Source organism: Acidovorax sp. FJL06 (assembly GCF_003852545.1).
Lineage (GTDB): Bacteria > Pseudomonadota > Gammaproteobacteria > Burkholderiales > Burkholderiaceae_C > Acidovorax.
In genome coordinates, this window is the sequence record NZ_QAJR01000040.1 from 38,910 (window position 1) to 57,226 (window position 18,317).

17 protein-coding genes are annotated in these 18,317 nt (G+C 61.8%); 3 read left to right on the forward strand and 14 right to left on the reverse strand.

Annotation, left to right across the window (positions count from 1 at the left end):
- Positions 1-54 precede the first annotated feature (54 nt).
- The 10 genes from DBV10_RS19735 to merT form a co-directional block, all read right to left on the reverse strand.
- Positions 55-3,201 (reverse strand): efflux RND transporter permease subunit, encoded by a 3,147-nt coding sequence (locus DBV10_RS19735; protein ID WP_108625374.1) that lies wholly within the window; start codon positions 3,199-3,201, stop codon positions 55-57.
- Positions 3,198-4,715, reverse strand: coding sequence for an efflux RND transporter periplasmic adaptor subunit (locus tag DBV10_RS19740; protein ID WP_056419591.1), 1,518 nt, complete (start codon positions 4,713-4,715; stop codon positions 3,198-3,200). The genes DBV10_RS19735 and DBV10_RS19740 overlap by 4 nt, the downstream gene beginning before the upstream one ends.
- Before the next feature lie 12 nt (positions 4,716-4,727).
- Entirely contained in the window at positions 4,728-6,053 is a 1,326-nt protein-coding gene (locus DBV10_RS19745) for a TolC family protein (RefSeq protein ID WP_108625375.1), read from the reverse strand.
- 75 nt (positions 6,054-6,128) lie between these two features.
- The gene (locus tag DBV10_RS19750) at positions 6,129-6,584 is read right to left on the reverse strand and encodes a hypothetical protein (RefSeq protein WP_060987635.1); all 456 of its coding nucleotides are present in this window, start codon (positions 6,582-6,584) and stop codon (positions 6,129-6,131) included.
- A gap of 69 nt (positions 6,585-6,653) precedes the next feature.
- On the reverse strand, positions 6,654-8,942 hold the full coding sequence (locus DBV10_RS19755; protein ID WP_108625376.1) for a heavy metal translocating P-type ATPase: 2,289 nt from the start codon (positions 8,940-8,942) through the stop codon (positions 6,654-6,656).
- A 119-nt stretch (positions 8,943-9,061) separates the two neighbouring features.
- Complete coding sequence (locus tag DBV10_RS19760) at positions 9,062-9,301, reverse strand: DUF2933 domain-containing protein (protein WP_015012930.1); 240 nt, start codon at positions 9,299-9,301, stop codon at positions 9,062-9,064.
- A 213-nt stretch (positions 9,302-9,514) separates the two neighbouring features.
- A complete protein-coding gene (locus DBV10_RS19765) occupies positions 9,515-9,787 on the reverse strand; it encodes a hypothetical protein (RefSeq protein WP_015012929.1) in 273 nt (90 codons plus the stop codon).
- A 321-nt stretch (positions 9,788-10,108) separates the two neighbouring features.
- Complete coding sequence (gene merA, locus DBV10_RS19770; protein ID WP_015012928.1) at positions 10,109-11,791, reverse strand: mercury(II) reductase; 1,683 nt, start codon at positions 11,789-11,791, stop codon at positions 10,109-10,111.
- 71 nt (positions 11,792-11,862) lie between these two features.
- Positions 11,863-12,138, reverse strand: a complete 276-nt coding sequence (gene merP, locus DBV10_RS19775; RefSeq protein ID WP_008905582.1) for a mercury resistance system periplasmic binding protein MerP — start codon at positions 12,136-12,138, stop codon at positions 11,863-11,865.
- A gap of 15 nt (positions 12,139-12,153) precedes the next feature.
- The gene (gene merT / locus DBV10_RS19780; protein WP_108625377.1) at positions 12,154-12,504 is read right to left on the reverse strand and encodes a mercuric ion transporter MerT; all 351 of its coding nucleotides are present in this window, start codon (positions 12,502-12,504) and stop codon (positions 12,154-12,156) included.
- 70 nt (positions 12,505-12,574) lie between these two features.
- On the opposite strand from merT, the gene merR reads away from it, so the two are divergent.
- The 3 genes from merR to DBV10_RS19795 all read left to right on the forward strand — a co-directional run bounded on the left by merR (position 12,575) and on the right by DBV10_RS19795 (position 14,192).
- A complete protein-coding gene (merR, locus tag DBV10_RS19785; RefSeq protein WP_015012926.1) occupies positions 12,575-13,003 on the forward strand; it encodes an Hg(II)-responsive transcriptional regulator in 429 nt (142 codons plus the stop codon).
- Between the two features lie 197 nt (positions 13,004-13,200).
- Entirely contained in the window at positions 13,201-13,572 is a 372-nt protein-coding gene (locus DBV10_RS19790) for a hypothetical protein (RefSeq protein ID WP_100409585.1), read from the forward strand.
- Positions 13,573-13,667: 95 nt separating this feature from the next.
- Positions 13,668-14,192: a DUF4148 domain-containing protein gene (locus tag DBV10_RS19795; protein WP_108625378.1), complete on the forward strand. Its 525-nt coding sequence runs from the start codon at positions 13,668-13,670 to the stop codon at positions 14,190-14,192.
- Between the two features lie 142 nt (positions 14,193-14,334).
- On the opposite strand, the gene fliE is transcribed toward DBV10_RS19795, so the two are convergent.
- The 4 genes from fliE to DBV10_RS19815 form a co-directional block, all read right to left on the reverse strand.
- Complete coding sequence (gene fliE, locus DBV10_RS19800) at positions 14,335-14,643, reverse strand: flagellar hook-basal body complex protein FliE (RefSeq protein ID WP_015012923.1); 309 nt, start codon at positions 14,641-14,643, stop codon at positions 14,335-14,337.
- A gap of 239 nt (positions 14,644-14,882) precedes the next feature.
- Positions 14,883-16,145: a type II restriction endonuclease gene (locus tag DBV10_RS19805; protein ID WP_108625379.1), complete on the reverse strand. Its 1,263-nt coding sequence runs from the start codon at positions 16,143-16,145 to the stop codon at positions 14,883-14,885.
- Positions 16,138-17,544 carry a heavy metal sensor histidine kinase gene (locus DBV10_RS19810; protein ID WP_056419624.1) on the reverse strand — a complete coding sequence of 469 codons (1,407 nt, stop codon included), beginning with the start codon at positions 17,542-17,544 and terminating at the stop codon, positions 16,138-16,140. Before DBV10_RS19810 ends, DBV10_RS19805 begins: the two co-directional genes overlap by 8 nt.
- Complete coding sequence (locus tag DBV10_RS19815; RefSeq protein WP_015012920.1) at positions 17,541-18,227, reverse strand: heavy metal response regulator transcription factor; 687 nt, start codon at positions 18,225-18,227, stop codon at positions 17,541-17,543. The genes DBV10_RS19810 and DBV10_RS19815 overlap by 4 nt, the downstream gene beginning before the upstream one ends.
- Between the last annotated feature and the right edge of the window lie 90 nt (positions 18,228-18,317).

An 18,317-nucleotide genomic window follows, 5' to 3' on the forward strand; every position in this document is an offset into this window, starting at 1 on the left:
TGGGAGTGAGAAACAACTGGTTTATCGCTAGCACCAGCTTGCGCAACGCAGCGTTCAGCCTCCAGATGCCTCTGTTTTCACTCTCCTTGGCTTTCGCATCAGCACATAGGCTGCAGGAATCACGAACAAAGAAAGCAGCGGTGCGGTCACCATACCGCCCAGCATGGGAGCCGCGATGCGGCTCATGACCTCCGAGCCTGTCCCGCTGCTCCACACGATGGGTACCAGGCCCGCCAGGATGACGGCTACGGTCATGGCCTTGGGCCGGACGCGCAGCACGGCACCTTCGCGGATCGCGTCCAGCAGATCTTCCAGCGTGGGCTGCTTGCCGTCTGGACATCTCTCTGCGAGTGCCTGCTTGAGGTAGATGAGCATGACCACCCCAAACTCTGCTGCCACCCCTGCCAGGGCAATGAAGCCAACGCCCGTTGCGATGGACAAGTTGTAGTTCATCAGGTACAGGAACCAGATACCCCCGGTCAATGCGAACGGCAGTGTCGCCATGATCAGTCCTGCCTCCCCCATGCGTGAGAAGGTCAAGTACAACAACACGAAGATGATCAGCAAGGTGGCGGGCACGACTACCTTAAGGCGGGCATTGGCCCGCTCCAGGTACTCGAACTGGCCTGAGTACGTGATGCTGACCCCGGGCTCCAGCTTGATCTGTCGGCTCACGGCATCGCGCAGGTCATTGGCCACCGATGCCAGATCGCGCCCCCGCACATCGACATACACCCAGCCCGATGGGCGGGCGTTCTCGCTCTTGAGCATGGGCGGCCCATCGGTGATGGAGATGCTGGCCACCGTACCCAGCGTGATCTGCTGACCCATGGGGGTGGAGATGGGCAACTGGGCCAGGCGTTCTGGGGAGTCTCTCCATTCACGCGGATAGCGCAGGTTGATTGGGAAGCGGGCCAGGCCCTCGACCGTTTCAGAGACGTTTTCTCCACCGATGGCCCCGGAGACCACGGCCTGGATTTCGCTTACGTTCAGCCCGTAGCGCCCTGCGGCCGTGCGGTCGATGCGGACATCGACGTAGCGCCCCCCCGTCAGGCGCTCTGCCAACGACGAAGTCACTCCCGGAATGCCCTTGGCGACCTGCTCGACTTGGGCAGCGATCCCGTCGATCACCTTCAGGTCGTTGCCGGTCACCTTGACCCCGATGGGACTCTTGATGCCGGTGGCCAGCATGTCAATCCGGTTGCGGATGGGTGGAATCCAGATGTTGGACAGGCCAGGAATCTTGACGGCCTTGTCCAGCTCCTCGATCAGACCCTCGGGCGTCATTCCTGGACGCCATTGGTCTCTGGGCTTGAGCTTCACCGTGGTCTCGAACATTTCCAGCGGTGCCGGATCGGTTGCGGTCTCCGCGCGGCCAGCCTTGCCGAAGACGCGCTCGACCTCGGGAACCGTCTTGATCATCCGGTTGCTCAGTTGCAGAAGCTCCGTCGCCCGCTGTGCCGACAGGCCCGGGAGCGCCGAAGGCATGTACAGCAGATCGCCTTCATCGAGCCTGGGCAGGAACTCGCCCCCCAGCCGCGAGAGGGGCCAGATCGTGGTCGTCAGCGCTAGCACGGCGATGACCAGGGTAGATTTTGGGCGGTGCAGAACCCACTCCAGGCAAGGCCGGTACACGGCGATCAGCGCGCGCGTGATCGGGTTCTTTTGCTCATCTGGGATGCGGCCCCGGATCCAGTAGCCCATCAGGACCGGGATCAGCGTGACCGAGAGGGCCGCAGCTGCGGCCATCGCGTAGGTCTTAGTGAACGCCAGCGGTCCAAACAGGCGGCCTTCCTGTGCTTCCAGCGTAAAGACGGGCACGAAGGACAAGGTGATGATGAGCAGCGAGAAGAACAGCGCGGGGCCTACCTCCTCGGCGGCTTCGGTGATTACCTTCCAGCGCTCTTCCCCCACCAGTTGGCGGTCGGGATGCTTGTGCTGCCAGGCCTCCAGCTTCTTGTGGGCGTTCTCGATCATCACCACGGCCGCATCAACCATGGCGCCCACTGCGATCGCAATGCCACCCAGAGACATGATGTTGGCGTTGATGCCCTGGTAGCGCATCACCAGAAACGCCGCCATGATCCCCAGAGGCAGAGAAATGATGGCGACCAGTGCCGAGCGCAGGTGCCAGAGGAACAAGACACAGACCACAGCCACCACGATGAACTCCTCCACGAGTTTGGTGGTGAGGTTCTGGATCGCCCGCTCAATGAGCGCACTGCGGTCGTAGGTTGTGACGATCTCCACGCCCTGGGGCAGGCTGCTTTGCAGCTCGCTGAGCTTGGCCTTGACGGCTTGGATGGTTTCCTGGGCATTCTTGCCCGAGCGCAGGACCACCACGCCACCGGCCACCTCGCCCTCGCCGTCGAGTTCGGCGATGCCGCGCCGCATCTCTGGCCCGATCTGGAGCGTTGCAACATCGCCCAGGCGCACCGGAATCCCGGCGCGAGACACCAGCGGGATGGAACGAAAGTCATCGAGCGTCTTGAGGTAGCCGCTGGCGCGCACCATGTACTCGGCCCCGGACAACTCCAGCACCGATCCCCCGGTTTCCTGGTTGGCTCCCAGGATGGCCTCGCGCACCTGCCCCTGGGTCAGCCCTTGGGCTGCGAGTTTGATTGGATCAAGCACTACCTGGTACTGCTTGACCATGCCGCCCACCGACGCCACTTCCGCGACATTGGGCAGGCTCTTGAGTTCGAACTTCAGAAACCAGTCCTGCAGGGCCCGCAACTGGGCGAGATCGTTCTTGCCGGTGCGGTCCACCAGCGCATATTGGTAGATCCAGCCGACCCCCGTGGCGTCGGGGCCGAGCGACGATTTGGCCGTGGCGGGTAGTCGTCCCTGCACCTGGTTCATGTACTCCAGCACGCGGGAACGCGCCCAGTACAAGTCCGTGCCGTCCTCGAACAGGATGTAGACAAACGAGTCGCCAAAGAACGAGAAGCCGCGCACTGTCTTGGCGCCCGGGACGGACAGCATGGTGGTGGCCAGCGGGTACGTCACCTGGTTTTCCACGATCTGCGGCGCCTGGCCGGGATAGGAGGTACGGATGATGACCTGGACATCCGACAAATCAGGGAGAGCGTCCACGGGGGTGCTGCGCACTCCCCACACGCCCCAGGCCGTGAGCATCACGGTCGCCAGCAGAACCAGGAGTCGGTTCGCCACCGACCAGCGGATCAGACGTGCGATCATGGCTTGATCCTTTCCACGGCAGTGATCACGAAGTCCTTGCCTTGCTGCTGGAAGGTGAACTTGACCTGCTGCTCCGGTTTCAGGGCCTTGGCCAGCTCTGGGTTTGCCAGCTTGAATGGCATGGTCATGCCGGGCCACTTCAGTTCAGGCACGGCCTCGTGGGTAAGGGTCAGCTCGGTTGGCGTGACCTCATCGACCACCCCTCGCACCGTAAAGCTCTTGGACGCCGGAGCCGCAGAGGCCGAGGAACCCTGTTCAGCGATGGGTTGTGCGCTGCTGCCGGGAGGTTGAGCGGGCATGATGCCTCGCAGGCTGGCTTCCGAGTCGATCAGGAACTGCGCCGAGGCGACCACCTGCTGCCCTGCGGTGAGTCCGCTTTGAATGACGAGTCGGTCATCGATTTCCGCGCCAAGTTGTACCTGGACGGGGTGGTACTTGCCGGGGCCATCCACCACGTAGACCAGCGCCCGCTTGCCGGTGCGGATCACCGCTTCGCTGGGCACCAGCAACGCCGGTTGGGTGCGTCCCGCCAGGACAATCTGCCCGGACATGCCCGCCTTCAGCCGCTGGGTGGGGTTGGGAAGCTCCAGGCGCACGCGCACCGTGCGGGTGTCCCGGTTGGCCTCCGGGAGGATGCTCACGACACGGGCTTTGAGGGTTTCGCCCGGAAACGCGGCCAGGCGCACCTGGGCGTCCTGCCCCAGTTGCAAGGGACCGCTTTGCGCTTCGGGAACGGCCGCTTCGATCCAGACGCTGGCCAGACCGTTTACGCGTACGAGACTGGCACCCGCAGAGACCGTCATGCCCTGGCGCACCATCAGTTCGGCCACCATCCCTGCTTGTGGGAAGGTCACCGTGTAGCGGCCCTGAGGTTCGCCCGTGCGCTCCACCTGGGCCACGAGCGAGGCAGGCATGCCCAGCAGTGACAACCGATGACGCGAAGCGGCCGTCAGCGACTCTTCCTTGAGCGCCCGGACAGCGAGGAACTCGCGCTGCGCAGCCACCCACTCAGGCAGCAGTAAATCGGCCAATGGCGCGCCTGCGGCCACCACGTCACCCGGGGCCCGGGCATAGACACGCTCCACAAATCCTGCAGAACGCGCCTGGACGATACTCACATCCCGGTCATTGAGCTGGACCGTGCCCAGCACGTCCACATCGGATCCAATGTCGCGCTGCTCCACCGTGGCGGTGCGCAGGCCGAGGGCTTGCACCGCTTGTGCCGAGACATTCAAACCGGTGCTTTGTTGTGCGTCCTCATCGGCGTACTTGGGAACCAGCGCCATGTCCATGTAGGGCGACTTGCCTGGCTTGTCGAACTTCTGCGTTGGCACCATGGGGTCGTACCAGTACAGCACCTTGCGGTCGGCCTTCGCCGCTTCTGCCGATGGAGGGGTAGCGCCAGATGGATGACTGCTCGCAATGCGCCATTGGGAGACGCCCCAACCGAGGGCAATGCCAGCAGCCACCAGTGCCACGGCCACAGTGGTCTTCTTGAAAACGGTATTGGTCATGTGGTTCTCCCTTCAGTCCGCGATCAGGCTGTTCAGACGGGCAATCACGGTGTCCCGCTGCGCCTGCAGATCAATGAGCCGCCAGTGCGTCTCCCGCACTTGGGCCCTGGCCGCCAGCACGGCGCTCAAGTCGCCTTTGGCAGACTGGTAATTGGCCAACGCGAGTTCGGCACGCCCCTGTGCCAAGCCCATGCCCGCCGATTGCAGCCGCTCGATCTGACTGTTCAGTGCCGCCAGCTCTGAGGCGCTGTCCTCCAGCTCCTGCAGGTGCCTGCGGGTCACGTCTTCCTGCTCGGCGTCCAGGCGCTGCAGCTCCAGCTGCTTGGCCTTGATCTGGGGTCCCTGGCGCCGCTCCTGTTGCCAGGGAAGGTCAAAGGTCACCTGGAAGGACACCATGTCGCCCCAGCGTCGGTCGCGGCGGCTGTAGGCGACTTCCCAGGACCAATCACCCTTGGTTTCTGCTTGGGCTTCGCGCGTTTCCGCCAAGGCCATGGCCTGCATGGCGGGGTACTGCGCAAGTTCCGCGTGGCGGTGTACCTCAGACCGCAGTTGATCCAAGGGGCGGCTCAGCGGCCCAGGAGTTCCCTGTAGCGCCTCGTCGGCGCGAGCGCCAACCCAGCGCCGCAACATCGCCCTGGCCTTGGACCGGTCCCGCTGCAGATCGTCCCTGCGATCCGACAGCGCAAGCGCCTCCTGCCTGGCCATCAGCAGGTCTGCGGCCTGGGCCGTGCCTCCGGCGATGCGGGCGGGCAGGCTGTCCTGCAGGCGCTGGTTCTCACTCAGTAGACCGGTGAGTACCTGGTCACGTTGCTCGATAGCCTGGGCCAGGATCCACGCTTGACTCAGTTCCTGGCGGATCTGCAGGCGCTGGACCGCCAGGGTGGCGCGTTCGCGTTCCACCTTGGCCTCGGCACCGGCGATCTGGGCATCGCGCTTGGCCCGGTTGGGCACCTCCTGCATCAGCGCCAGGCGCTGCATGGTCATGGACTCACGCGTGAGGCTGAAGCGGTCCATGCCGCTGATGGGAAAGTTCTCGATACCGACCGAGAGCTTGGGATCCGGCAGCGTTCCCGCCGCCTGCCGGGTGCTGGTGGCTGCGTCAATCTGCAGCCGCTGGGCCGTGATGCGAGGGCTGTGCTGCTCCGCCAGATCCAAGGCCTCTGCAAAGCCCAGGGCGTGGGCCTGGTTGCCAGCCAAGCCGATGCTGGTCAACAGGACCCCGAGAGCGCCCAGGCGCAGTTGGCGGAGGTTGCGCACCTGTATGCGCTGCGAGATGGGGTGAATGCGCTGGTGCGCAGACAGGCGCTCGCAGGGAGCGCCGAAGGAGATGATGGGCATGGTGGTCCTCGAAATGAAGGGGCACGAAGTCAGACTTGCGCAAACGCTGCAAGGCAGCGCGCAAGGCGTGCACGATCAATTCCGAAAGACCTGATGGGTTAGATAGATGGGGGGAGCGCCCGCTCGACTGTCCAGCTCCGCGTAGACAGCCCGAGGGTCAATGTGGCGCTCGGAGTCCAGGATCACAGGCAGCACATAGGCGACCCAGATGGCGTGCGCCGCGAGCGCCTGCAGATCGAGACCTTGGAGCGAGGGGGAGGACAAACTTTCGCCATCACAATGGGCTCGACACAGCTGAGGATCTTGCTCATCCATGGTACCCGCCATCGCGTGGCAATCGGGCATGGAGGGCATGCCGACGGCATCTTCCATGGCCATGCTCGCTTTTTGCATCGATGCCGCATGGGCTGCAGAGTCCAACTTGGGACAGGCATAGGCGGCCAACGCGAACTGCATCAGAAGCAATGCCGCGACCAGAACGCTGGCTATCCAGCGTCCTTGGCGCGATACGGTGCTTCTGGCGAAGATCATGGTGCGAATGGTATCCCCAGCGATGGCCACGGACTTAACCTAGATCAAATCCGGGCCTGCCGAGCCATCTCAGCCCTTGCGAAGTCGCAGGGCATTGGCGATCACGGACGCCGAACTCAGGCTCATTGCCAAGGCCGCGATCATTGGCGACAACAGCCAGCCGGTGAAGGGATACAGCAGCCCTGCAGCAATCGGTATGCCCAGCGCGTTGTAGAGGAAGGCGAACATGAGGTTCTGTTTCATGTTGCCCACCGTTGCCTCCGACAGTTCCCGCGCCGTGGAAATCCCTCGCAGATCGCCCTTGACCAAGGTGACCTGTGCGCTGTTCATCGCCACATCGGTGCCAGTACCCATCGCGATCCCCACGTCTGCCTTGGCAAGGGCGGGCGCGTCATTGATCCCGTCACCCGCCATGGCAACAACACGGCCTTCGGCCTGCAGCCGGGACACCAGGGCCAGCTTGTCCGCAGGCTTGACCTCGCCATGAACCTCATCAATCCCCAGCTTTGCCCCCACCGCCTTGGCGGTGGTCATGCCGTCGCCCGTGGCCATGACAATGCGCAGCCCCGCCGCATGCAAGGTCGCCAGCGCTTCCGGCGTGCTGGCCTTGATGGCATCCGAGACCGCAAGCAGGCCTTGAAGCTGGCCATCGGCCGCCAGGTACATCACGCTGGCGCCTGTGGCGCGCAAGGCCTCTGCCTGCGCAAGCAGCGGGTTCGCAGAAACCCCGACCTGCTCCATGAGGACTGTGTTGCCCAGGGCGAGCTGGCGTCCAGCGACCTGTCCGCGCACCCCGATGCCAGACCCGGACTCAAAGTCCTCGGGCTTGTCCAGGGCCAGCCCCTTGGCGCGGGCCGCTTGGACAATGGCATCGGCCAGCGGATGCTCGCTGCCTTGATCCAGACTGGCTGCCAGGCGCAGAACCTCATCCTCGGACAGACCGGGCATGGCAACAACCCGCTCGAAGGAAGGCTTGCCCTCTGTGAGCGTGCCAGTCTTGTCCACGATCAGCGTATCCACCTTGCGCAGGTTCTCGATGGCTGCTGCGTCCCTGAACAGAACCCCGCTGGTCGCCCCCCGGCCGGTAGCCACCATGATCGACATGGGTGTTGCCAATCCCAACGCACAAGGGCACGCGATGATCAACACCGCAACTGCATTGACCAGGCCGTAGACCCAGCGTGGCTCCGGACCGAACAGGCCCCACGCGAACAGTGTGAGCAACGCGATACCCACCACGGCCATCACGAAATAGCCCGCCACCTGGTCCGCCATGCGCTGCATGGGAGCCCGCGAGCGCTGTGCCTGCGCAACCATCTGAACGATCTGGGACAACATGGTCGCGGAGCCCACCCGCTCAGATCGGATCACCAGAGCGCCGTTGGTATTGAGGGTGGCACCTATAACTGCATCACCAGGCCCCTTGACGATGGGCACCGGCTCGCCAGTGAGCATGGCTTCGTCCACCGCGCTGCTCCCCTCGACCACCACGCCATCCACCGGCACCTTCTCACCGGGGCGCACGCGCAAGAGGTCTCCCACATGGACATGGGACAAGGGAACATCACTCTCCTGACCGTTAGCGTCGATACGCCGCGCCGTCTTGGGGGCCAGGCCCAGCAACGATTTGATGGCGGCCGAGGTCTGCGAGCGTGCCTTGAGCTCCAGCATCTGGCCGAGCAGCGTGAGCGAGATGATGACGGCTGCTGCTTCGAAGTACACCGCCACGCGGCCCATGGCCTGGAATGAGGATGGAAATACCCCAGGCGCAACGGTGGCGACCACGCTGTAGGCGAAAGCGGCACCGGTGCCCAGGCTGATCAGCGTCCACATGTTGGGACTGCGGTTCACGATGGACTGGGCGCCACGCACAAAGAAGGGCCAGCCAGCCCACAGCACGATGGGAACCGTCAGCACCAGTTCGATCCAGCTCTGCGTGGCCATTTCGAACCACTGCAGCCTGTGCCCCACCATGGCCAGAACAGTGACCACCACGGTCAGTGGCAACGTCCACCAGAAGCGATGCCGGAAATCCACGAGTTCGGCGTTTTCTCCCTCATCCAGCGTGGGGAGCATGGGCTCCAGCGTCATGCCGCATTTGGGGCAGTTCCCGGGGTGGTCCTGCTGCACCTCAGGGTGCATGGGGCAGGTGTAGATGGTGCCGGGCTGAGTGGCTTCTGGCTCTCGCGCAACCTTGTCGGTACCGGGAGGCGTGACAGCGTACTTGTCCGGGTCCTCAACAAACTTCGTTTGGCACTTGGCGCTACAGAAGTAGTAGTGCCGCCCCTCATGCTCCGCCGAGTGATGCGATTGTTCCGTCACGTCCATACCGCAGACTGGATCTTTCAGTTTCGTCATGGGCGGCGGTGTATCCCCGTGGACCCCCTCATGATGCTGATGGCCATGGTGGGTGTGATCGTGCGGTTCCGCGTTGGACATGAATGGCCTCCCTGCAAATGTGTTGTGTGCCTGCAAGATTACTTTTTGCTCGAATCGCCTTCGTGAGAGCCGTGCCCCCCGTGCCCATGGAAGAGGTGCATCAACGGGCAAGCCAGCAATAGCAGATACGGCCAGTAGCCCGCGATGTGCGACCAATGCTCCCTGAGCAAGAAGAATGCCCCGATGAGCGCAAGCATGATCACCGCGCCGATCAATTTGCGGCTGCCTCCGCTGGCGTTGGCAGCTTCTGAATGCCCTGTGGTGTGGTCGTGGTTCATGGCGATCTCCAAGAAGTGGTCATCGAGATGGTGATGGACCTTGGGGGAACGATAAGGGTTTACATGGTGGCAATGTCAAGCATGATCATCATCAATCCTTGACTTGCGTCACATGAATGGCGGTATGTCCAGGCGTTCAACTTTGATCGCAGCAATGCTCCCTTGCCGCCTTCCCTGGACGCTACGGGTGTTGCACCGCCTCGCCGGGGTGCGTCAACGTGTGCGGGTCGAGGGATTGCCGGAAGGAGCTGCAGATCGCGCAGCATCATCCTTGGCAGAGTCACCCGTGAGCATGCGGCCAGCGGCGTCCACCTTGACCATTCCCAGCCTCGGATGACTCCAGTAGCGTGCCGTTTCTTCCCCGACCTGCATCTTGACCGGCGATGCCTGGTCGCGTGCCTCGTTGCCAGCGGAAGCTGCGAAAGCAACTGCACAAGCCATCGACAGCGCCGCGACAACGGCGGGTGCAAAGATCTTTTTGAACATGGTCTTAACCCTCATCATGAGTCATTGAAACGTCAGCCAGGCTGACGGCCCCACGCGGTCCGATGGGCTCGGTGCGCGTCGTGACGAGGGGAAGTTTGGAATACAGCAACACACCAGAAGATGATGGGTCGATGATATTTCTGTAATGCTGGCAGGCGCCGCTTTGGGCGCGCCGTGAAGCGTTTCGGATGCTGAGAAATTTCACTCAGAAAAGTGTCCCTGCACCAAGTTCGCTCGGCGTTGGCTGTTGCTTGGCAAGTCGGCGCCAATCAATAGCGATTTGAGCTACTGTGCGGGCACTCTCATCATCTCGCCCGCTTCTCATCCTGCACAGCAAGAAAGCTGCTTGACGTCCTTGCTGAAGGTCTGCGCCGCGAGCTTGAGTCCCTCGACCATCGTCAAATAGGGGAACAACTGGTCGGCCAGCTCCTGCACTGTCATGCGGTGCCGAATTGCCAGGGCCGCCGTCTGGATCAGTTCGCCAGCTTCCGGCGCGACCGCCTGCACGCCAATCAAGTGCCCGGTGGTATCGGTCACCAGCTTGATAAAACCACGCGTGTCGAAGTTGGCGAGCGCACGTGGCACGTTGTCCAGCGTCAACAGCCGGCTGTCGGTCTCAATGCCGCCATTGCGCGCTCCTGCTTCGGTGTAGCCCACGGTTGCTACTTGTGGATCGGTGAACACCACGGCGGGCATCGCGGTCAGGTCGAGTGCCGCTTCCCCACCGGTCATGTTGATGGCCGCGCGCGTGCCTGCGGTTGCGGCCACATAGACGAATTGAGGCTGGTCGGTGCAATCGCCTGCCGCGTAAATGTTCCGGCCACTGGTGCGCATGCCCTTGTCAACGACGATGCCCCCCTGCGCATTGACTGTGACCCCCGCCGCGTCCAGCGCGAGGCTGTGCGTGTTCGGTGTCCGCCCCGTTGCGACCAGCAGCCTGTCAGCGCGGATATCTCCGTGCCCCGTCGTCAGCACAAATTCACCGTCAACATGCGCGACCTGGCTGGCTTCCCTGTGCTCCAGCACCTCGATGCCTTCGGCACGAAAAGCAGCAGTCATGGCCTCTCCGATGGCCGGGTCCTCCCGGAAAAACAAGGTGCTGCGCGCCAGAATCACTACTTTGCTGCCTAGCCGGGCAAAAGCCTGGGCCAGCTCCAGCGCCACCACCGACGAGCCAATCACAGCCAGCCGTTCGGGAACGGTGGCACTGGCGAGCGCCTCCGTCGAAGTCCAGTAGGGTGACTCTTTCAAACCCGGAATCGGCGGTAGGGCCGGGCTGGCTCCTGTCGCGACCAAACAGCGGTCGAACACCACGATCTGCTCGTCCCCCTCGCTCAAACGGACGACAAGGCTCCGATCGTCCTTGAAACGCGCTTCACCGTGCAACACCGTGATGCCTGGGTTGCCGTCCAGGATGCCTTCGTACTTGGCATGGCGGAGTTCTTCGACACGTGCCTGCTGCTGCGCTAGCAACCGCTCGCGCAGGATCGTCGGCGGTGTGGGTGACATGCCCCCATCGAACGGGCTTTCTCGGCGCAGATGCGCGATATGCGCGGCGCGGATCATGATTTTGGACGGCACACAGCCAATGTTCACACAAGTTCCGCCGATGGTGCCTCGCTCCACCAGCGTGACGTGCGCGCCTTGCTCGACGGCCTTCAGTGCTGCCGCCATAGCGGCTCCACCACTTCCGATCACGGCTATTTGCAGCGGACGCTCGTTGCCACGGCGCTTGTCAGCGCCCCCTGTCCACTGACGCACCTGATCGAGCGATCCAGCGTGGTTGTGTTTGGGGGGGACATCGGCGAGCATTGCTTTGTAGCCCAGTCTGGCCACAGCGGCAGTCAGAGCATCGGGCAATGTGCCCGGCAGGGTGACAAGTTGGGCAGTGCCTTCGGGGTGGGAGACAAATGCCGACTGTACGCCGGGCACGTCTTCCAAGGCTTTTTTGACGTGTGCCGCACACGAACCGCAGGTCATGCCGGTGATTGTCAGATGGGTCATGCGACAGATCCTTTTTGCTTGTGCGCGCCAGGTAACGGCATCACATGCGCTGCAGTGCAGTTGTCAATGCTTCACCGCTTGACACTGGATGGAAACCCCACCTCTGCGGTTGCCTTGGTCAGCTTCTGCACGCTGGTCTTTGCGTCATCGAAGGTGACAGCTGCGTCGCGCGTCTCAAAGGTCACCTCAACTTCGCTAACGCCTTCGATCTTGGAAAGCGCTTTTTTGACGATGATCGGGCAGGTGGAGCAGGTCATGCCGGGAATGGCCAGCATGACGGTCTGGGTGGCGGCCCACACGGGGACAACGGCCAGGGTGAGCGCCAGGGAGGCAAGTAGTTGTTTCATGAAGAACTCCTGTGATCAATAGAAAAATGGCATGACATAGGGGAACCCGAGCGCGACCACAATCAGTGCGGCCACGCTCCAGAAAATAAGCTTGTAGGCAGCTCGCACCTGGGGAATCGCGCAGATCTCCCCCGGTTTACAGGCTTGCACCGGGCGGTAAATGCGCCGCCAGGCGAAGAACAGCGCCACCAGCGCGACCCCGATGAAGATCGGGCGGTAGGGCTCCAGCGCGGTCAGGTTGCCAATCCATGCCCCGCTGAATCCCAGGGTGATCAGGACCAGCGGTCCGAGGCAGCAAGTCGAGGCAAGGATGGCCGCCAGCCCTCCGGCGAAGAGCGCTGTGCGCCCGTTGTTTGGCTCCGACATGCGCTTGACCTTTCAAAATTGGTTGAATCCCGTAACCTTACTTCCGTAGTCATGTACGGAGTCAAGCGGTATGAAAGCCAATTTGGAGAGTTTTACGATCGGCGCTTTTGCCGAGGCGGCCGGGGTCAATGTAGAGACCATCCGGTTCTATCAGCGCAAGGGATTGTTGCCCGAGCCGGCCAAGCCTCACGGCAGCATCCGCCGCTATGGAGATGCAGATGTGACGCGGGTGCGCTTCGTCAAAGCGGCTCAGCGCCTGGGCTTCAGCCTGGATGCAATAGCCGAGCTGCTGCGGCTAGACGATGGAACTCATTGTGAAGAAGCCAGCGCACTGGCTGAGTCCAAGCTCAAGGATGTGCGCGAGAAGATAGCCGATTTGGCACGCATGGAGTCGGTGCTGTCTGAACTGGTATGCGCATGCCATGCGAGAAAAGGGAATGTCTCCTGCCCGCTGATTGCGTCGCTGCAGGACGGCGGGAGACTCTCGTTGCCGCAATGAGGTGGCCGCAGTGTCGTATGACGCCCAGAACCGACGCGGGGGATGCACTCGGGTTTTAGTGGATTGCAGATTGCTGTCGAAAGCGTAATCAGGAGGTCACCTCCATGTGGGGCGGCAATTTTTAGACTTCTCTCCGTGGTGCAGAAAACGCCACCTGGATGAACCATATCGGGCATCCGGCGCCACAGGAGACCATCATGAAAGTTCGTACCGCAATCCTCGTCGCCAGCCTTGCTGCATCCGCCACCGCCTCTTTCGCAACTTCCGTTTACCACGCAAGCCCAAGCCAGGAGGAAGGCGTGAGCCTGGCCGCCGACCATTTGGGCAATGCGGTGAGCCGCCAAGCGGTCGAAAGCACCGTGCTGGCCGCTCAGAAGGACGGTTCGCTGTACTGGATCAGCCGTGGCTACCCTGCCACTTATCCACTCGTTCCGGGCCCCAAACTGACCAAGACCCGCCAGCAAGTCCTCGATGAGTTGCAGTCAGCCAAGCGCAACCCCGTCGGTCGTGACGGTGTACGGGATATGGGCGGCGAAGCTGGCTGGGTCGATGCCCGCCAACTGCCCTGAACCCTCTCAACGATCACCGGCAACCGCGTGCCCTCCCAAACCGGCCTGCGGTTGCACCTGAACCATTGCCATCTACCCAAAAAGGAAACCCCATCATGAAACTGAAGTCCACCCTCATCGTCCTTTCCCTCATCGCAGCCCCCGCTTTTGCGTCGGACCAAGCGGTCAGCAAGACGCGCGAACAAGTGCTGGCTGAATTGGCGCAGGCTCAGCAAAACGGCGAGATGCTTGCTGCAGGCGACTCGGGGATGACTCTCAAGCAAATCAACCCCGGAGCCTATCGCTCGACTACTTCGACTCAGGCTAGCAAATCCCGCGAGCAAGTGCGGGAAGAATTGGAGCAGGCTATCCGTACGGGTGACATCATGGTGGCCGGTGAATTCGGAGTCAAACGCAATGAGTTGATGTCTGGTCGCTATCCGATCGTGGCAGGCAAGTCGTTGAAGACGCGGGAACAAGTCAAGAGTGAGTTGGCACGCGCCATCCGCGAAGGCGAAATCGTCGCTGTGGGCGAAGACGGCCGCAAGCTCAACGAAATCTATCCTGACCGCTACCACGCTGCGCACCATGCTGCCGTGGCCACCACCTCGGACGAAGTCACCCAGGCCCCTCGGTTCTAAACGGGTTCTCCGGGCGGTCGGCTGCTGATCTGGAGGGGTCTTTCGAAACAGGGCCTCCTCCAATTGGCTCGCCATGCATGTCTGCGGCGCTAGCAGCAAGTGCGTGCGACATCTGCTTTTGCATTGCTCTGGCCTCCGAGCATCAGACTTGCATGTTCATCACATCGGTGTAGGCCTGGACAATGCGGTTGCGGCTCTGAAGAGTGGCCTGAAACGCGATGTTCGACTTGACTCCAGCGAGCATCGTTTCTTCAAGACTGACCGTGGGATTGCCGAATGTGACCTCGCGGCTTAGGCGACCAGACTCACTCTGCAACTGGCTTGTGGTTGAAAGCGCCTGCTTCATCGCGTCCAGAAAACCGCCTCCCTGGATGCTCGGTGCTTTGGGCACAGAGTTTCCCAGCGAACTGACAGGCAATAGTGCATCCAATGGCTTTGTCGTGACGTTCATGCCGAGGCTTTCTGGGGCGAAGAGTTTGCGAAGTTCTGCCTCGAAATCTGTACCGAGGCAACGCCCAATCGTAGAGATTGGAGTTCGATCTGTAGCTTTCGCAACGCAAGGCGCCACCCGTCAATCCCGCCGTTCGGGATAACAGAAACTTCATCTTGCCGACATCGCCGTGGGTCGCCGCATCCCTGGGGCCCAAAGAGCCGAGCGCAGCGAAGCGCGCCGCACGAAATAGCCGTGGCTCACAGCCGCTGCGAAATCTCCAGCAACGGCTTGATGCTGGACCCAAAGCGGCTCATGGAGGCATGGTTCTGCTCCAGCTGGCTGTAAGGCAAGTACCGGATTCCCAGCTCCGACACCCTGGAGAAGGCAGGCCTTTGAAGTTGCTCAGCGACCTTGTCTCTGCGATTGTCTGGAGCCACCAGAAACAGGGCGCAGTTGCCTGCAACCGGCGTGCCCAGGGCCAGATCGAGCATGCGTACGATGCCCGAATAGATGGACGTGGTGTGTTCGACTTCGAATGCGGCGGCGAATTGCGAGGTCTGGGGATCAACCCATACAACATCGATCAGTCGCACGGACTCCAGTCCTCGGTCCAGGCTGGCGGGCAACTGCGCCATGCATCCATCTCCCAGCAACCCCCCGCCATAGGCGCGGCCCCGGTCGTTGGACGCGATCCAGACCTCAAATCCGAGCGCCTTGCCCAGGTCGCGCAGCGAGGCCTGGACACCCGTGTGGGTCGCATCACTCTCGGTCGCTTGGGACAGTTCCCGTTGCAATGCGGTGGATTCCTGGCGCACACGTTCAAGGTCTTCTTGCCAGAGAGCTGTCGCCGCTGCATCCATTGCTTGTGGCGGCGCTGCATATCGGCCACTGCCAATGTCAAACATGAGTCCTGCAATCGCGCCCAGATCATTCGACAGTTTCAGCCGGTACTGCGCGTTCAGGCGCAGCAAGCCCTCCCGCATGGAGAGATAGTGCTCCCAGCGCCCGAGCTTCACGCGCCCCCCGGTCACCGCGTTGAACCCGTTGACGATGGCCGTGTTGAAGGGAGAGACCAGCGTTGGGTGGATGAAATACAGCAAGTTGGCGACTGCTGGGCCCAAGCCTTTGATGCCAATTGCATCAATGCGCTGTATGGCGGCCACCACGTCTTCTGCGCAGTCGCAGTGATCGCAAGTGTGAAGAAGATCTGCGAAGGCGAGCTGGTTGCTCGCATTCTCGTAGATATCCGGAATCCGCAGCTTGGGTTTCCAGAGGAAAGCGTGGTCCGCACCCTTGAAGATCTGGCGCTGCTCCGCCACGGACCCGACGATTGTCTCCAGCGAGGAGCCTCGGTAGGCGTTGCCAAACGTTCCGGCCCGGATGTCCTCCACCACTTGCGCAATGCCTCGGCGAATGGAGCGGAAGTTCTTGATCCGCTGATCCCACAAGAACCAGGTGTTGTAGGTGCTGCTCGGGTCTGCCTTCCAGCAGTCTATGAGAGTTTCCAAAGGGTCATGCATCTGTCGTGAGGTGCTTGCCAATGCTCTGTGCACTGGGGAAATACATCGAAAAACAAGTCCTGCCATCCGCCGAACTCACAGAAATCCGTCCCCGGTGTGCGTGAACAATCGCCTGGGTAATGGACAAGCCCAACCCCGCTCCGTCCGAGTCCAGCTGCTTGCGCGACTTGTCCGCCCTAAAGAAGCGGTCGAACAGGCGGGGGATCATCTGCGCCTCGATGGAAGGTCCAGTGTTGACGACGTCCACGGTGGTTCCGTGCAGGCCCCCCTGGATGTCCACGACCACCAGCTCGCCTGGTGGGGTGTAGCGAATGGCGTTGGACAGGAGATTGCTGAGCGCCCGGCGCAACATCAACCGGTCGCCTGTGATCTCCGCCGTCCCGATCAATTGCAGTCGGACTTGCTTCTCTTCTGCCAAGGCCTCGTAGAAGTCAAACAAAGCCTGAGCTTCATCATGGACCGCGATTCTTTCCGTGCTGGGAAGAATGAGACCGTGGTCAGCCTTGGCCAGGAACAACATGTCAGCCACCATGCGGGCCAGGCGCTGGTACTCCTCGGCGTTGGAGGCCAGTATGTCCTGGTACTCCTCAGAGGAGCGAGCCTGGCTGAGTGTGACCTGCGTCTGTGTCATCAGATTGTTGATCGGCGTACGCAGCTCGTGAGCCAGGTCCGAAGAAAACTCGGACAGGCGGTCGAACTCCTCCTTCAAGCGCCGGAGCATCTCGTTGAGGGTGGTCGCCAGGTCGGCCATCTCCACCGGAAACTCCTGGGTTGGCATCCGCTCGTCCAGTCGCTGTGCCGTGATGGCCATGGCGCGGGACCGCATGGCGCGAAGGGGGGCCAAGCCATTCTTTGCGGCCCACCAGCCCAGGATCCCAGCCACCAGCGTTGCCAATGCCACGTAGCTCACAAGTACCCAAATCAATTCGTACATGAAGTGCTTGTGGTGAGCAATGTCCACGGCCACCCAGACCTGCAGCGGCGGCTCTGCGGAATCAGGCAGCGTCACGGCTTCGGACATTCCCCGGTACTCACGGTCCTTGATTCGCCACGAGGCGACCCCCAAGCGGGAATGCTGGGTCCGCACGCTCAAGTCCGCAGGAAACTCAAAGTCTTCCGTCGAGTACAGCGATTGACCATTGCGAAGCACGGTGACGAAGAGGCCCTCATGGCTGTGCAAAACGTCATCCAGCCGCGTCTTCAGATCCTGCGGCGACTTCGATTTGCCGATGACCTCACGCGTCAGGTGAACCTTGTCACGCAGTGCATCGCGGTCAAGCTCCACGAAATGCCGGTCAATGGAAATCGCCACGAGAGTTCCCAGTCCAATTAGCACCAGCCCGGAAGCCAAAGTAAAAAAGACCGTCAGCCGTGTCGTGAGCGAGTACCGGGCTTTCACGCACGCTCCTGCGGCGCTTCAAGCACATACCCCATGCCTCGCACCGTCTGGATCAGCTTGGCGTCATAGGCATCGTCAATCTTGGCCCGAAGCCTGCGCATCGCCACCTCGATCACGTTGGAATCGCTGTCGAAATTCATATCCCACACCTGCGACGCGATCAGAGAGCGCGGCAGAACTTCCCCTTGGCGGCGCATCAGCAGCTCCAGGAGTCCGAACTCCTTGGCCGTGAGGTCGATGCGTTTGCCAGATCTGCTGACTCGCCGCCGCAAGAGGTCTAGTTCTAGATCGGCCACCTGGAGGACCGTCACCTCGGTGCCATTGCGACCACGCCTGAGGATGGTGCGCGCTCGCGCCAATAGCTCGGCAAAGGAAAACGGTTTGACCAGGTAGTCGTCCGCCCCCAGTTCCAACCCTTTGATCCGGTCTTGCACCTGATCCTTGGCCGTGAGAAACAGTACGGGCATCTCCAGGCCCCGGCGACGCAGATTGGTGAGCACCTGCCAGCCATCCATCCCAGGAAGCATCACATCCAGGATCACCAGGTCGTAGTCACCTTCCTGGGCCAGATGCAGGCCATCGACTCCGTTGTGAACCAGATCGGCGTTGAACCCTGCCTCACGCAAGCCTTGGCGCAAGTATTCGCCGGTTTTGATTTCATCCTCGACGATCAATATCTTCACGGGATCTCCCTGTCTGCGAATGGCGGCAAGTGTGCCCTCAGATCGCTGGCTTTCTTCCAGATGACAAAGATGTAATGAAGCCGTTATGTC

Coding starts and splice junctions, on each gene's coding strand:
- DBV10_RS19735 (WP_108625374.1), bottom strand. CDS start 3,201: ATGATCGCACGTCTGATCCGCTGGTCGGTGGCGAACCGACTCCTGGTT.
- DBV10_RS19740 (WP_056419591.1), bottom strand. CDS start 4,715: ATGACCAATACCGTTTTCAAGAAGACCACTGTGGCCGTGGCACTGGTG.
- DBV10_RS19745 (WP_108625375.1), bottom strand. CDS start 6,053: ATGCCCATCATCTCCTTCGGCGCTCCCTGCGAGCGCCTGTCTGCGCAC.
- DBV10_RS19750 (WP_060987635.1), bottom strand. CDS start 6,584: ATGATCTTCGCCAGAAGCACCGTATCGCGCCAAGGACGCTGGATAGCC.
- DBV10_RS19755 (WP_108625376.1), bottom strand. CDS start 8,942: ATGACGAAACTGAAAGATCCAGTCTGCGGTATGGACGTGACGGAACAA.
- DBV10_RS19760 (WP_015012930.1), bottom strand. CDS start 9,301: ATGAACCACGACCACACCACAGGGCATTCAGAAGCTGCCAACGCCAGC.
- DBV10_RS19765 (WP_015012929.1), bottom strand. CDS start 9,787: ATGTTCAAAAAGATCTTTGCACCCGCCGTTGTCGCGGCGCTGTCGATG.
- merA (WP_015012928.1), bottom strand. CDS start 11,791: ATGACCCATCTGACAATCACCGGCATGACCTGCGGTTCGTGTGCGGCA.
- merP (WP_008905582.1), bottom strand. CDS start 12,138: ATGAAACAACTACTTGCCTCCCTGGCGCTCACCCTGGCCGTTGTCCCC.
- merT (WP_108625377.1), bottom strand. CDS start 12,504: ATGTCGGAGCCAAACAACGGGCGCACAGCGCTCTTCGCCGGAGGGCTG.
- merR (WP_015012926.1), top strand. CDS start 12,575: ATGAAAGCCAATTTGGAGAGTTTTACGATCGGCGCTTTTGCCGAGGCG.
- DBV10_RS19790 (WP_100409585.1), top strand. CDS start 13,201: ATGAAAGTTCGTACCGCAATCCTCGTCGCCAGCCTTGCTGCATCCGCC.
- DBV10_RS19795 (WP_108625378.1), top strand. CDS start 13,668: ATGAAACTGAAGTCCACCCTCATCGTCCTTTCCCTCATCGCAGCCCCC.
- fliE (WP_015012923.1), bottom strand. CDS start 14,643: ATGAACGTCACGACAAAGCCATTGGATGCACTATTGCCTGTCAGTTCG.
- DBV10_RS19805 (WP_108625379.1), bottom strand. CDS start 16,145: ATGCATGACCCTTTGGAAACTCTCATAGACTGCTGGAAGGCAGACCCG.